Origin of the sequence: Anaerobiospirillum succiniciproducens DSM 6400, from assembly GCF_000482845.1 — a bacterium.
Classification (GTDB): Bacteria; Pseudomonadota; Gammaproteobacteria; order Enterobacterales; family Succinivibrionaceae; genus Anaerobiospirillum; species Anaerobiospirillum succiniciproducens.
Window position 1 is genome coordinate 68,185 of sequence record NZ_AXWV01000001.1, and the last position, 15,344, is coordinate 83,528.

General features: G+C 44.7%; 7 protein-coding genes. All 7 read left to right on the forward strand.

Translation table 11 applies throughout. The annotated features are described in order from the left end of the window. Nucleotides 1-680: 680 nt before the first annotated feature. The 7 genes from argC (at nucleotide 681) to H524_RS0100290 (ending at nucleotide 15,323) form a co-directional block, all read left to right on the forward strand. The gene (argC, locus tag H524_RS0100260) at nucleotides 681-1,727 is read left to right on the forward strand and encodes an N-acetyl-gamma-glutamyl-phosphate reductase (protein ID WP_027938792.1); all 1,047 of its coding nucleotides are present in this window, start codon (nucleotides 681-683) and stop codon (nucleotides 1,725-1,727) included. 220 nt (nucleotides 1,728-1,947) lie between these two features. Beyond that, a complete protein-coding gene (gene argB / locus H524_RS13400; RefSeq protein WP_052338815.1) occupies nucleotides 1,948-2,703 on the forward strand; it encodes an acetylglutamate kinase in 756 nt (251 codons plus the stop codon). 724 nt (nucleotides 2,704-3,427) lie between these two features. Then, a complete protein-coding gene (locus tag H524_RS16960) occupies nucleotides 3,428-4,105 on the forward strand; it encodes an N-acetyltransferase (protein WP_169726105.1) in 678 nt (225 codons plus the stop codon). 355 nt (nucleotides 4,106-4,460) lie between these two features. Next, nucleotides 4,461-5,681 carry an acetylornithine/succinyldiaminopimelate transaminase gene (locus tag H524_RS0100275; RefSeq protein ID WP_027938793.1) on the forward strand — a complete coding sequence of 407 codons (1,221 nt, stop codon included), beginning with the start codon at nucleotides 4,461-4,463 and terminating at the stop codon, nucleotides 5,679-5,681. Between the two features lie 1,095 nt (nucleotides 5,682-6,776). Further along, nucleotides 6,777-7,139, forward strand: coding sequence for a diacylglycerol kinase (locus H524_RS0100280; protein WP_027938794.1), 363 nt, complete (start codon nucleotides 6,777-6,779; stop codon nucleotides 7,137-7,139). A 248-nt stretch (nucleotides 7,140-7,387) separates the two neighbouring features. Then, on the forward strand, nucleotides 7,388-9,070 hold the full coding sequence (tadA, locus tag H524_RS17935) for a tRNA adenosine(34) deaminase TadA (protein WP_342663605.1): 1,683 nt from the start codon (nucleotides 7,388-7,390) through the stop codon (nucleotides 9,068-9,070). Nucleotides 9,071-9,371: 301 nt separating this feature from the next. Next, nucleotides 9,372-15,323 carry an AAA family ATPase gene (locus tag H524_RS0100290; RefSeq protein ID WP_027938795.1) on the forward strand — a complete coding sequence of 1,984 codons (5,952 nt, stop codon included), beginning with the start codon at nucleotides 9,372-9,374 and terminating at the stop codon, nucleotides 15,321-15,323. Nucleotides 15,324-15,344: the final 21 nt, after the last annotated feature.

The following is a 15,344-nucleotide window of genomic DNA, read 5'->3' on the forward strand; positions in this document are numbered from 1 at the left end:
AGCAGTTTTTGCCTAATGATCTTGTCGATCAGTATCTAGTTTGTTAACTGTGTTTTGTTTTCAATCAATAGTTAGCCCAAAAGCTATAGATATTTGTGATTGTCTCTCTTATCCACAACTTACGATCGTTTTGGCAAACAACAAAGAGCCCCGCCTGATTAGTTAGATCTAACTCAATTCTTTTAACAACAAGGTGAATCAAAGTTAGCGCATTGACAGATTTCACCGATAAGTTAATTGATGGTGGCAAAGTAGTTCTAGCAGTTTGTCAGTAAGCTACTTAGATTCCAAAATTTAAAGGCAATGCAGCGTGGTGGCGGCAGAAGGGGCCGTTTTTGATGTGTTTAGGGTGATGGGCTGCTAGGTAGGGGTTATAGTGCATCAATTGCGATATATATCGGATTTGAGTGGGGTTTGTGCACTTTTTGTGGGCATTTTAGAAAAATTTAGCTGATTATGCCTTGTTTTGATGCATCTAGCGGGTGACTAGGGATTTTTAGTATAAGCTGATTTGCAGACAATAGAAGCCTCGAAGTGCTGGGTTCACATTGAAATTGGTTAAACACTACTTGTGTTTGCTCATAAGTGCATGAGTTTCCATACAAGCTTTCCTAGCACTTCGTTTTGAGCTGATTGTTGAATGTTTAAACCCTTGTAGATTGCCTTGTGGATATTATCTGATGATTAAAGTTGCCATTGCAGGAGCAAGCGGCTACGCAGGTGGTGAATTAGTTCGCTTACTGTCAAATCACCCTGACGTAGTCATTACTCATTTGTTCGTATCAGCTCAGAGTGTTGATGCAAACAAAGCTATCTGTGAGTTATATGGCAACCTGCGACGAAAGTGTGCGCTGTCATTAGAGCCTTTAGATGAACAAGTAGCTCAGGGCTTAAGCAAAGACGAGTGTGACGTAATTTTCCTTGCTACTGACCACAAGGTAAGTCACGATTTAGCACCACTTTTTATTGATAACGGTATTGTAGTTATTGACCTTTCTGGTGCTTTCCGTCTGTCTGATAAAGATACTTTCGCAAAATACTACGGTTTTGAGTATGGTCAAAGACAAGCTCAGCTTTTACAAGAGCGTGTTTATGGCCTTGTCGATTGGGTAGATGCAAAAAAGATTGAGGAGGCATCCTTAATCTCCATGCCAGGTTGTTACCCAACTGCCTCAGAGCTTGCGATCAAACCATTAACTGCCAATGGTCTTTTAGATGAGTCCATGGTGGTGGTAATTAACGCAGTTTCAGGCGTTTCAGGTGCTGGTAGAAAAGCAAAGCTCAACAACTCATTTTGTGAGGTGAGCTTAAATGCCTACGGTATTTTCAATCACCGTCATATGCCGGAGATCGCTGAGTACGCTCAAACCAAAGTGATTTTCAATCCTCACTTAGGCAATTTCAAAAGAGGCATTCTTGCCACCATTACCGCTAAACTTGTAAGCGGTGTATCTGATGAGCAGCTTAAAAATGCCTATGAGAGCGCCTATGGTCAGATGGACAGTGCTAACTGTGATGAGCTTACTTCCTTAGTCCGTTTTAAGAGCGGTACAGTAAAGCTTCAGGATGTGCAGCAAGAGCCATTTTGTGATATCTCATACACACGCGATGGTGATTACATCGTAATCACATCAGCTATTGATAACCTCTTGAAAGGAGCAGCCTCTCAGGCTATTGAAGCTATGAACATTCACTTTAAACTTCCGCGATGCCGATGCCTGTTGTAATCAAACTCAGTGCTAGGCAAGGTATTTGATGGCTCCACCTTAGGCCAATCTAAGGCCATACTAAAAGTCCAACGTTGGCCATACTAAATGGCCTACTTAGGCTAAATAAAGGTTTTAACTTAGGCCATCTTAATTACGCCATGCTCTAGTTGTACAAATGCTTAGACACAATAGATAGCTAGTTGTTACTTATCGCTAGCTGGCGTAGGAAGATTTAAAGATGTTAATTGTTAAGCTTTCAGGCAAGGCTCTAAATGACTCTCAGGCATTAGGCGCTCTTTTTGAGGAACTTAAGACTAATAATGAGCAAGCTATCATCGTGCATGGTGGCGGCGTTGAGGTCGACAAAATTCTCGGTGCATTTGACCTTCAATCAAACAAGATCGATGGCATTAGAGTAAGCCCATCTGAGCACATGCCATACATCACTGCAGCTTTAGCTGGTCAGTGCAATAAGGTATTGCAAGCTCAGGCTATTGCACATGGTCTTAATGCAGTGGGTTTGTTGTGTACTGACTTTAATCTATGTGCCTTAACCCCATACGAGGCTAAATTTGGTCAAGTTGCTTCATGCACCGTTAAAGATAGCTCCTTAGTAAAGTCTCTTCTTAATGAGGGCGTTACTCCGGTCATTTGCTCAATTGGTATTAATGAGCAAGGCCAGCTGTACAACATCAATGCAGATGAAGTAGCAGCGGCTATTGCTATTGCTTTTAAAGCCCCGCTCGTCTTCTTCTCTGACGTAAAAGGCGTACTCGACCAAAACGGTCAGGTAATCGAATTGATTGACTCTAAGAACATTGAAGAGTTGATTGCCGCTAAGGTTATTACTGATGGCATGGCAGTCAAGGTTAAAAATGCACTAGCTGTTGCCGAGCAAAGCAACAACAGCGTTTTCATTGCCTCCATCTTTGATGAACAAGCTCGCCACAATCTCTCCAAGCTCCGACGAATCGGAACCTCAGTTCAGGTCTGATAGCTCTACATTATCTAAAGATGCAAGAGCTCTAATGACGATAACAGCCAAGAATTTACATCGCATTAGACATCTTGCCTCAAACATAGATTTTAGCTGCAGCTTCACACTCACAAGCAAACAGCTTAAGTAAGAAAAATCAGACTCACTTCAGCCTAATGAACAAGGCAGCAGCTAAGGCATTAGGTTTATAGAGCTACCAAAGCTCCAAAACATTTTTTTACCCAAAACCATAGACTCAAAGCACCTTTTGAGCATCTCGTGCCAACGACAGCATGATCTTAAGACAGCTTAACTATTAAGAGCCGATGGCTTTATCTAGATGGGCTTTCACAAGCACAAAGCCAATCATCAAATAAGCGTCATTAAGGATAAGGGCAAGTCAAATATGGCACTGCTTAGATCTAAGCTCATGATGCAAGCTTGTATACCAGTGTCAGTGCCACTAAGGCATGGCAGTACTCTTTATAGCATGGCCACAGAACGCGCCCTGTTAAGAGTAGCTACATAAGATAGGCATTATAAGCAGCACATAGATGTCTAAGTTACATGAGAACAGGGACAAGAAAAGTAGCTAAGAGCAAGGGAGCATGAGCAGCAAGTAGCTAGCACATAAGAAAGCAACACAGTGCAGCTACTTTTGGCAGTAAGTTCTTAGCAAGCTCTCTGTTGATGCAAGTATGGTTTTGAAGTGGGTAACAATCAAACAAACAGGATTTTAAGAATGAGCAACCACTTAAGCGCAGTGTCTACTATGGCAAATAATAAGAACATGGAAGCGATCCCTTTTGTCTATCGCGATGAGTTTCATGGTGCAAGCATTGATGAGCTCTATCAATACGCCACCAAGCTTAATGCAAGCAACAGCCTTTCTGATGAGAAGCTGCAGCATATTGCTGCTGCTTTAAATGAGGTGCAGGACATTCTTGCAACTCACAATACCGCTAGATTCACAGTACGTCAGGCCAGACTTTCTGACATCGATTCACTGCAGAAGATGGTCAACTACTGGGCTCAAAAGGGTGAGAATCTGCCTCGTTCTAGAGAAGATCTCATTAGAAACATTCAGTCTTTTGCCGTATGCGTAAAAGACGGTGAGGTCTTAGGCTGTGCCTGTTTATACGTTTACGATACTGGTCTTGCTGAGATCCGTTCATTAGGCGTTAGCCCAGATATTCAGCGCATGGGTCAAGGCAGAGCCATTGTAGAGTTCCTCATTCATAAAGCTCAGCTCTTTGAGCTCAAGAAGGTCTTTGCTCTGACTAGAAATCCAAACTTCTTTAGCAAGGTAGGTTTTACCAAAACCACCATTGATGCTCTGCCAGAGAAGATTTTAAAAGACTGCGACAAATGTCCAAAGCGACATTGCTGTGATGAAGTTGCATATGAGTTCAACTTCTAAAGAAAAGCTCAAAACAAACATCAAGAGCTAATACATTTAACCTATGAGCTATAGACTAAGCCAAACAAACAGCAAAGCTAACACATACAACTCCGCCCCTCACAGATGTAGCCTAAGAACTGCGCAGCTGCATGAGTATGAGTGTGCATGCAGCCAAGCGATGAGTGCAGTGGATGAGCTAATCCATAAAGCCAAGACTAGCAAATAAAGCGTGTTGGTGCGGCCGGAGCAATTAACCGCTAAAGAAGATACATGCGACTACGTCAAGTAAGGCGTATAGCTAGCCTCGTGTGGCGGTGGCTGATAGTTTGATGAGTATGTCTATGGCTAGTGCGCAGCTAAGAAGAGAATACCGATGAAAGTTACAAGAAAGACATTTGATGAGGTCATGATTCCTTGTTATAGCCCATTACCAATGGTGCTTGAGAAGGGTAAAGGTTGCTATCTTTACGATACTGATGGCAATAAGTATTTAGACATGACTGCAGGTATTGCAGTTAATTGCTTAGGCCATAATCACAAGGGCGTTACCAAGGTCATCAAGAAGCAATGCAGCAAGCTTATTCATGCTTGTAATATCTTTGTAAACGATCAGACCTTAACCTTAGCTAAAAAGCTCACTGCCATTAGTGGCTTTGACAGAGCGTTCTTTACTAACTCTGGTGCAGAGGCAAATGAGGCAGCTCTCAAGCTTGCTCGTCGTGTTGCTTACGATAACTATGGTGAAGAGAAAGATCAGATTATATCCTTTTACCACTCTTTCCACGGCCGTACTCTCTTTTCTGTATCCGTTGGTGGTCAGGAGAAATACTCTAAAGGTTTTGGTCCAGTCCCTGGTGGCATTACCCATATTCCATACAATGATATCGATACCTTTACGTCAACCATTAGCGATAAGACCTGTGCCGTTATCTTAGAGACTATTCAAGGTGAGGGCGGCATTATTGAGGGCAATATCGACTTTATCAAAAAGGTTAGAGAGCTGTGCGACAAATACCATGCTGTGCTGATTTTTGATGAGGTACAGACCGGTGTGGGTAGAACTGGATCCTTCTACTCTTTTGAGCAAGTTGGCGTGCGTCCTGATATTCTCTCCACAGCTAAGGGTTTAGCTGCAGGTTTGCCAATCGGTGCGATCTTAACTAGCGATGAACTTGCCAAGCACTTTACCCCTGGTACTCACGGTACTACCTTCGGTGGTAATGCACTTGCCTGTTCTGTTGGCTCATATGTAGTCGATACCGTAAGCGATGAAAAGTTTTTACAGTCAGTAAGAGAAAAGGGCGAGCTTATTCATAAGCTCCTAACCAAGCTTGGCAAAAAGTATGGTGTCTTTGATGAGATCCGTGGCAAAGGCTTAATGGTGGGAGCTCACCTTAGCAAGGATTATTTAGGCAAGTCTGGTGCTATTCAGAAGCTGTGTGCCAAATACGGCCTCTTTGTCTTAGTTGCCAATCCTGATGTGGTTAGACTTACTCCACCACTCATCATTAGCAATAGACAAATCCATCAGGGCATGAAGATGCTCGAAAAGGCCTTATCAGAGTTTGTCAAAACCGAGTCCAAATCAAATTAAAAATCCAAATCCAAGTAGCAAGCATCAAGCTACCCATAAAGCAAGTACCAGGCTAGCCATAAAGCAAGCGCAAGCAGTACCTTAAGCTAGTGTAAGTGCGCCTCTTAGGCCCTTAGCCAGGCTACGCTCCTTTGCAATTGGCGATGCTATGCCTGCGATTCAGGCAAAGAATATTAAAAGCGATCAGAGGCTAAGACTATGGATTGCATGATCCTAGTACAAGCGCTGATCGCTTTTGTTGTTTTGGGGCACGATGCAGTGCCTCTGATCTCGCTTGTAGTAGCTGCAGGTGTGTGCGGGCGCTCTTGCGTTTATGCCTCGTGTTTAGATAATGGTATGAGAGCGTGATCGCTGAGAGCATTATGTCTTAAGAAGTCGGTGGCATATCGGTACGCTTATGATGCTTATGTGATGCTTAAGCGATGCATATTTACGTGGCGTGGGATCAGAACGTTTGCACGGAAAGATGCTGCTTATTGGGATCGCGGGGCGGCTCTGAGCGGCTTAGGCTTGTGGAGATTACGTAGGATCATGGGGTATATGTGGTGTTGGCAGGATCGTAAGGACTGATCCTGGTATGGTTAGGATCATGGGGACTGATCCTAGGCGTTAATTAGCTGAAGTTCACAAAAATTTTGCGTCGATGGTATGTGCATTTCCTGTGATCGGTTATCTTTTGCTATAATCAGCCCATGAGATCAGTGATCTTGATGATCTTTAAGCTGTTTTTGAAGATCAGATCTTTGATCTTGAATACGTAAAAACCGCTTGTATATGCGGTTAAGATGTTATCAGTGCAACGATAACGACTTTGGCTAAGCCATATATGGATCTTAGCGATCCTGGCTTTTGTATATAGCGCTTAGATTTAGCTATTTTAGATGGTGTGAGTGATGATCGCGCCTTAATTTTAGGTATCTAAGGTGCTGTATATACATGAGTATGCACTCAGTTTGTATTTAAACTTTGCTGCCTTGAATAGCCTTTGTGCGCTATTTAAATGACAATTTACTCTTGCTTGAAGTTGTAAGACTAACTTTAGTTTTCGTGTGCCTGATGCAATATTGATTTTCGATTGATACAGGATTACATCAAATGGCAAAACCTGGTGCTACAGGACTTACTCGTATTTTTAATGCAGGTAAGTATAGTATGCAGGGCTTTAAAGCAGGACTTAAGAACGAGGCAGCGCTGCGCCAAGAGCTGGCACTTTCTATAGTATTAACCATCCTTGCTTTTGTCTTCGCTGATAGTGCAGTAGAGTTTTTGCTTTTAGTAATCATGCCTTGGCTTACCTTTACTGTGGAGTTATTAAACTCTGCAATTGAGGCTGTGGTTGATCGCATTGGCGATGAGTACCATGAGCTTTCTGGTAGAGCTAAAGACATCGGTTCAGCAGCTGTCTTTGTGATGCTGTGTTTAACCGCTTTAACTTGGATTGCAATCTTATTCTTCTAAGTTTTTATCAATTTACAAGTCTTAATCTAGTGAGCTTAAGTGCTACTAGAAAAAGCAATAACCTGGTATGAGTTGCTAGAACACATTAAAGCCTTTGAGGCTATTTGTTTAACTAGCACTAAGCCGTAAACCCTTCACTAAAGTATGAGTAGCTTTCTAAGCTCTCATCACACTACCTCAGACAGGGTATTTACCGTAAATAACGCCTGTCCGCAGAACAAGGAACAAGTCAGTTGGGAAGAAAAGTTATGGATGAACAACAATTCAGAGAACTGATCGGAACCGATAGGCGTCTAAAATTCAATCGTCAACCAGGCAATGGCGGTGAGGGCGGTTTTGTATACACTGTCCTTTCATTTATCTGCGAGACTGTGGGCGGTAAAGTTCGTACCCACGATGGTTACCGTATTGGCGAGATTCGTACTGGTGCTTACGGTCAGGTCATCCCATCAAAGAAGTTTGTTGAGATGTTCCCTCAGTTCCGTACTATCAAGATCATTCGCACCGCGACTGGTCTTGTCTTTGAGGAATCACAGACCCCAATTATTGCTGTTGGTGAAGATGGCGATTCCTCTTTAGCCGCTGGCCGCGCTATCAAGGCTGCAGCTCACGCTAAGCAGACTTCAAAGAGCGGCAATGCCAAGATCGAAAGAAAGCCACGCGGCAAGAACCAGACAGTCAAGAAGACTGAGACTAAGGCAAAGGCAGATACCGTAGCTGAGAGCAAGGCAGCTCCAAAGCCAGCAGCACCAAAGGCCGCCGCAGAAAAGACAACTGCAGCTAAGAGCACTGCCACTAAGGCAGCTCCAAAGGCACCTGCAGCCAAGGCAACTGCCACTAAGGCAGCTACAAAGGCAACTGCAGCCAAGGCAACTGCCACCAAGGCAGCTCCAAAGACTGCCGCTGCAAATGCAACTGCAGCTAAGGCCACTCCAAAGGCTGCCGCTGCAAAGGCTGCTGCTAAGACCACTGCTGCTAAGGATGCACCAAAGGCCGCCGCTGCAACTGCAACTAAGGCTGCTCCAAAGGCCGCCGCAGCAAAGAGCACAGCAGCTAAGGCAGCTCCAAAGGCTGCTGCCAAGACCACTGCTGCAAAGGCAACTGCTAAGAGCACTGCAACCAAGGCTACTGCTAAGAGCACTGCAAGCAAGGCTACTGCTGCAAAGAAGAGCACCACTAAGAGTGCTGCAGCTAAGGTGGTAAAGGCTCCTAAGGTAGTAGATCAAGCTACCCACGAAAAGTACATGGCCATGGCTCTTGAAGAGGCTAACAAGGCCAAAGAGTTAGGTGAAGTACCAGTAGGCGCAATTATCGTCGCTAGCGACGGTACTATTGTCTCTCGTGGTTGCAACCGTACGATCGTTGACCATGATGCTACTGCACACGCTGAGATCGTGGCTTTACGTCGTGCCGGTATTGCCATGGGAAACTATCGTTTAAACGATCTGACCATGTACGTGACCTTAGAGCCATGCTGCATGTGTGTCATGGCATGTATTCACGCACGTATCAAGGCTATCGTTTACGGTGCTGAGGATCCAAAGACTGGTGCTTGCAACTCAGTATTTGACTTAGCTGATGACGATCGTCACAACCACCGTGTTGAGATCATGGGCGGTATCTTAGAGTCTGAGTGTGGTCAAATCTTAACTGATTTCTTCAAGACCCGTCGTGCTGAGCAAAAGAGCTCTAAGATGGCTGCCTCTGCTAAGCGTACTTGTGCGAAGACCACTAAAGCATGTGCCTCAAAAAGCCCAGCTAAGAGTGTAACTAAGAGCGCAAGCAAGGCTGCTCCTAAGAGTGCTGCCAAGAGTGCCGCTAAGAGCACTAAGAGCGCTGCTAAGAGCACCGCTAAGCGCACTGCAGCTAAGAAAACTGCAAAGAAAACAACTGCAAAAAGCAGAACTAGCAAGACCACTAAGGCAAGCTAATTAGTTTAATTTGCTGCGTTTTCGCTTAAAAAGGCCGTATCGTTTGATGCGGCTTTTTTTATTGGTGAAAAAGATAGTGAGCAAAGGTTAGATTGTGCGTCAAAAGCTAGGTAAAATAAGGCTTGATGCAATTTGTTTACATCTAGCAACTATTTAATGAACTCATAGGTTAATATGAGTACCTGTGCATGCAGTGTGTGGTGAGCTAAAAGCTTTTTCTTTAGCTACTGAGAGCATAGTGCAAGGTAAAGATTCATCGCTGTGATGGATCTAGCGGTCAAAACAGTCGTAGGCGGAAAAAGTGAGCAAGGAAGATTTAGCAGTACAGGTTGATGAACTCATGGCCACTGATAAGGCTCAGGAGGAGACTGTACATGATCCTTTAACTAAGCTAATAACTGAAGGTCTGTTTATAGATAAGACCTTGCTCATTAAAGAGTTTTTAAAGGACGAAGAGTCCCATAAGACTTATATCTTGCGCCCACATGGCTTTGGTAAGAGCACCTTGCTCGACATCATTGAGGCAATGTATACCGATATGGAGCGCCTCAAGGGCACTAAAGTTTATGAAGAGGGCTTTGATGAGTCTTTGCCTGTCATTCGTATTGACATGCAAAAGCTCATTGGTGCTTTTCCATTCCCAGTAAAGCTCGATTTTAACGCCAAGACCGCCGCCTGCGTTAAGAATCTCAAGCTTCTTTCTGCCCCAAATAATAAAGAAAAAGACGACTTTGGCTCTGCTCTTTTTGCTGCCTTCTACGAGCAAATTGCCTCTGGCAAGCAAGCTATCAAACCAAGCCGCACCACTAGCTCAGAGCACAACAATTCAGAGTCCCAAGCTAATGTAGATCGCCAGGCTGATGTAGAACGCCATGGTGCAGCTGCAGACAGCACAGCTAATGGAACTAACTTATCTGAGTCTACTGCAGATGATTCATCCTTAGCATCAGGCAACGATAAGCACAGCGTGGGCGCACACAGTGCTGCTGATCGCTATGAAGAGGATTTAATTGCCTCTTTAGAGGCGCTCTCTACTCTTAGCGCAGATGCTAAGACTAATGGCGACAAGAGCCAGGCTAGTGCTCAACGTGATGCTAGTTATCAAGATGAGTCTAGTGCTCGAGATGATGCTAGCCATGATGCTGATAATAGTGAGACTGACGTTTACTATCAGAGCATTGATGAGCTTGGTAGAGGCGAGGCTAAAGCTTCTTTTATCAGCACTGAGCATGCGCTTAAAGGTGGTTCATTCCATAGTGCTAATCAAGCACATAAGTCTAGCAAGCGTGGCAAAGACCATGGTGCTGTGCAAGATAAGGTTAATGGTTCTTTTGAGCAGCAAGATGCGCTTAGTGATGGTGGTGTGGCTTTATTAGACTCAATCAACGAGAACTTTTCCTATATCCCAAGCCAGACCTCTGAAAAGTCATCGCTGTTTTATATTGCGCACTTACTCTCACGCTGTGAACACCGCTCCCGTGTGCTGCTCATCGATAACTTTGATGCGCCACTATTAGCTACTGCCTATGAGCCAGCCCTTTACAATCGTAGAAGCCAGGTGATGCATTATCTGTTCACCATCTTAGGCACATATGCTCATGTCTTTAGACATATCATCATTACTAGCACCATGCCGTATGAATCTTATGGCCCAGGCATGCGCGAGCGCAATCAAAATGATTTAGAGCTGGACATGAAGTTTAGCTACTCAGCTAAATGTGCCCAAATGATTGGTGTGTCTGAAGAGGATTTACTCTCTCCTCAGCTGTCCAAATACATGTCTAAGGCACTTTCCTATATGCAGGCTATTCATGCTAAGTACAAGGACAAAGACCTTGCAACTATGCATGATGATGCGCGTAGTAGCTTTAGACACATTTCCTTATCCATGCTAGAGCTCTTTGTCTCAGGCCCTTGTCCTCAGAGCACTAAAGAGCTTGCTAGCTTGCTGTCATCTTTTTACGGCAACTTTAGCTTTGACCGTATGACTCGTACTATGGCAGCCGTGTCGGTGGTGAATTTCCTGCGCCATCCTGAGTATGGCTTTGCTCCATATCGCTATGGTGCAGCTCCGCTTGATGTACGCTATGCCTTTGATATTAGCGGCAGCAGCATTGCTGATTTTATGCAAGTACTCTCTAATATCTTCAAGGGTGAGGAGCGCGTCTTACTAGAGAACGCCACACTGCCAAATGCATTGCGTCCAAATTCAGTAATTGACCGCATTGTTAAGCTGCAGCGCAATTTATATCGCCTCAAAGAGCTCAAAGAGCAAATAATCAAGGCCAAAGGAAAAGGCTACAAGGGCGAAGAGATTGAGCTCATTAACGAGCGTCTGATCTATATTAGAGATCGCCTCAACGAAATCAAAAAGCAAATGCCTACTGAGCGCAGTGTCTCTAAGGCATTAGCCGCTAAGGTATTGCCACAAAAGAACGCCTCCAACTCAGGTGGCTCTGTCATTTATGAAAGTGCCGCTGATACTGCAGCACCAAACGCTGCAAGCTCACAAGGTGCAGCAAGCGCACAGGATGCAGCAGCTGCCGCTAAGTCATCATCACAAGCAAGCAAAGAGAGCGAGTCAAAGAGCGCCCCGCGCCACAAGAGCCCATTTGCCATCATCGATGATGAGGATGAACTTGAACAGGCAACAGAAAATCAAGAGAGCTCGCCATCTAATACCAATAGTCCTAGCAACACTATCCAAGCCTATCTAGATGAGGTTGGCGAAAGCATTGAGGCAATCGAGCAACAAGCCGCTGCAGCCATGGCCAATGCAAATTTAGACGTGCAAGAGGCCAATGCTATCGATGAGGGTAACGGCACAGCTGCTACCAACAATACCGATGAGCCAAGTGACTCAAACGCTAACGGTCAAGATGCAGCTGCTGCTCCATCTGCTAGCGGTAATGCACAAAATAGCGGTATCAATAGTGCCAAGTCACAAGATGGCCAAGCAGCCGCTAGCAATTATGCCATGTCTAATGCATCCGTAAAGGATGATGGTAATGCTGCTCAAAGCGATTTTAGCGAAGAGACCATGGGTGTTATCACCGATGAGCTTGCTGATGGCAAAATCGATTTAATTGCGCCAGTACGTGGCCGCAATGGCCAGAATATGGAGTCTCCAGAAGAGCGCGAGATGATGCGTCGTATGCCTTTAGGCATGACGCTAAGCCATTTGATGGTAGCTTTTGGTTATTTGACCACTTGTCGCTACGAAAACTACGAGCTCTTATCCACCATGCCTAATTACGAAAGCTATATGTCGTTAAAGCATGCGGTATTAGAGACTTTATATGCTCATAGTGATTACAAGCGACTGCCAAAGATTGCAGATAATGACACTGTCTTTAATGGCAATCTCAAGGCTTTCTTAAACAATCTGCGTACTGTGGTGCATAGCTTTAGCTATAGACGTTCTGACTTTGTAGATTCTCAGGCCATCACTGCCTGTTTAAATCTCTATTACGCCATGAACCACGCTACTGCACCAAGTGTTGCTACTGGTGCTAATGTGCCATTCTTAGCCGATAGCGTCTCTACTACTGCCAAGAAAGCAGCCGATCGCATCTTAAATGATGACGAGGAGATTCAGCGTAAGCTCAATGACCGCTTAGGCAAAAATAAAGCTGCAGCTGATACTAAAGACTCAGCAGATGCTCAAGACTCAACCGATGACAAGAGCGATGATCGCTCCTTAAAGATTGAGCTTGCTGCTAATGCCAAGCTGGAGTTTTATGATGCTTGCCGTCAAGAGCGTGCCTTAGCAAAGCGTGCGGCCAATGGTGATGCTAAAGCCGCCAAAATGCTTGAGTCAGCGCGTGAAGATATTAAGGCTTATGATCAGCGTGCCCAAGAAATTATCGCAGCTGTGGATAATCCAAAGATCAAAGCAAGCGATATCGTCTTACTCAGCGAACAAAGAGCTAAGCAAAACGCTAATGCCGCCAAGCAAGATGATGAAGCCTTAGAGCAAGATAGCAAATTTAAGACTAGCTCTGCTAACTCCAAGAGAGCAATGGCGCATGCTGCTATTGGTAACGAGCACTCTAGCTTAAGCAAGGATGAAGAGATTTTACTTGCCAAAGAGCAAGAGGCCCAGGCTTTTGCTGATGTTATCAAGGCAGGTCATGAGGTCGTTTGTCCTGTAGTCTTTGAACTTGATGAATTATCAGATGGCGAGGCAGAAGAGAGCTTAGGTAAGGATAGTGACGATAAGTCAGATATGCCTGTAGGCTATATGTCTAAGCAAGAGCTACTAGCTGAAGAGCAAGAGATTAAAGAGCTTTTAAAGAAGGCTTATTCCAACTTAAAAGACTCAGGTAAGGTTAATGTCTCTGATGAGCAAGACGCCATTTTAGAGAGGCTGATTAGCAGCATTGGTATTGCCTTTGAAACGCGCAATGCTGAAGAAGAGCGTAGCGATATTGCCGGTGCTTCTCGTGTCGTCGATGTACCTGAAGATGGTGTAATTGAGACCTTTAAAGACCGTGCTCAAGAACGTGTTCGTAGCGCTAAGCGTAAGTCTAAGAAGGCTCGTAGTGCCGATGATGCTATTCAGTTAGATGCATTAGAGCAATTAGGCGAGCTCGTGGCTAGCGGCGATAACTTTGCAGACTATGTCAGTGAGCACGATAAGTTTGTAAAAGCTTCAAGCTTTACCCTTGAGCAATTTAACAAGAACCATGAGGAATTCCAAAAGGTTCTCAAGGTTGAAGAAGAGCTTAATGGCAAGAGCGACAATGAAAAAGAGGCCATAGTTGAAGAGGGTGTTAACACCATTAATGAACTAGGCAATATCATTGTTTCACGCCTCAAGCGCGGTGCCGATTACGCTAAGGACATTGATACCCCTGCAGTAGATAACAACACAGCAGCACAGAGCGCAAACAGCCCTGACCAGCCATCAGCCGATAGCAACAGCAATAGCAACAGCAATAGCAATGCAAAGCAGCCTCAGCGCCAGCATCAGCATGATCATCAGCAACAGCGCCAGCATGAGCAGACAGCCTCCAAGGGCGTCGCTTCGGCACATATGGAGATTAGTGCTGATCCTGACATGCAAGATACCATCTTGCGTGCATCTGCTAGCGCCATGTCTGAAGAGGACGATGCTAAAGAGCGCGATGAGGCCCATGAAGCTCATATGCGCAGCATTGCTATGTCTGAAAAGATCGTCAATCTGCGTGAGGCTATCACTGTTCTTAAAGACTTTGCTGAGCAAATTAGTTCCTCTAGAAAGAATGATGGCGTTGCCTTTGACCAAAGCGAGGCGCTCAATACCCAAGAGTCCGATGCGGACAATGCCATAGCATCAAACGCTCCAAACAATCAGGTAGCAGCATCAGCAAATGCCACTGACAAGGTCAATGCGCAAGCAAAGAATAGTGCAAGCGACAAAGATAAAGATACGGTTTATCAAAAGGCCGTGGATGACACTGCTGTAGCTCTGCTTAAAGATTTTATCAAGGGCGATAATCAGGAGACTGCCGCACCAACCGACAGTGGCGATAATGGCCACTCAGTTGAGGTAAGTGAGGTTCAGTCCAATAACTCACTTAAAGAGGCAGCATCAGGTCAATCAAGTAACGTTAACCCAGTTAATGAGTACAGCAATCTGACTATTTGTCGTGTGCGTGTACAGCGTGGTAGCTCCTTTAACAGCGCCGCAAATCTACAGGCACAGACAGAAGCTCAAAGCACTGCCATCGCTGCCTCTACTCAGATGGCATTAGAGAGTAGGGATTTAGCAAGTTCCGATACTAGCTTAGCTGCTGCTCCATCAGCACTGCCTGAGGCAGCAAAGAGCTCTACTACAGTCAATGCTCATCCATCTACAGCACCAAGTACTGGTATTGCTGCAAACTCGATTCGTAAGTGCCGCAATTTAGGTATTAGATCTGAATATGAGTATGTGAACTTAGAAGCTGAGGTGAATAAAGAGCAAGAAGATGTTGATGCTCAGTTTGAGATTATCGATCATGCACGCAATGATGAAGAAAGACTTATCATCGATTATGCTCCATTCTTAGGTTTGCGTCGTCAGGCTAAGTATCTGTTTGAGAACTTTAAGTCATATGAGCTCTTGTACTATGAGTTAAATCGTCTTAAGACCTTAGCTCAGGAGACAGAACAGCTCTCATTAGTTCACTATCTAGATTTCATGCTAGATAAGATCGCCCATACCATCGACGTGGATGCATTCTTAGACATGTCTAAGCGTCAGGTTGAAATTGAGGTGTTCTTATAGCGTGATAGAAATCCTGATTGG

Excerpts from the sequence above, each read along its gene's own strand:
- H524_RS0100275 (WP_027938793.1), top strand. The coding sequence starts at position 4,461 with ATGAAAGTTACAAGAAAGACATTTGATGAGGTCATGATTCCTTGTTAT.
- argC (WP_027938792.1), top strand. The coding sequence starts at position 681 with ATGATTAAAGTTGCCATTGCAGGAGCAAGCGGCTACGCAGGTGGTGAA.
- tadA (WP_342663605.1), top strand. The coding sequence starts at position 7,388 with ATGGATGAACAACAATTCAGAGAACTGATCGGAACCGATAGGCGTCTA.
- H524_RS16960 (WP_169726105.1), top strand. The coding sequence starts at position 3,428 with ATGAGCAACCACTTAAGCGCAGTGTCTACTATGGCAAATAATAAGAAC.
- argB (WP_052338815.1), top strand. The coding sequence starts at position 1,948 with ATGTTAATTGTTAAGCTTTCAGGCAAGGCTCTAAATGACTCTCAGGCA.
- H524_RS0100280 (WP_027938794.1), top strand. The coding sequence starts at position 6,777 with ATGGCAAAACCTGGTGCTACAGGACTTACTCGTATTTTTAATGCAGGT.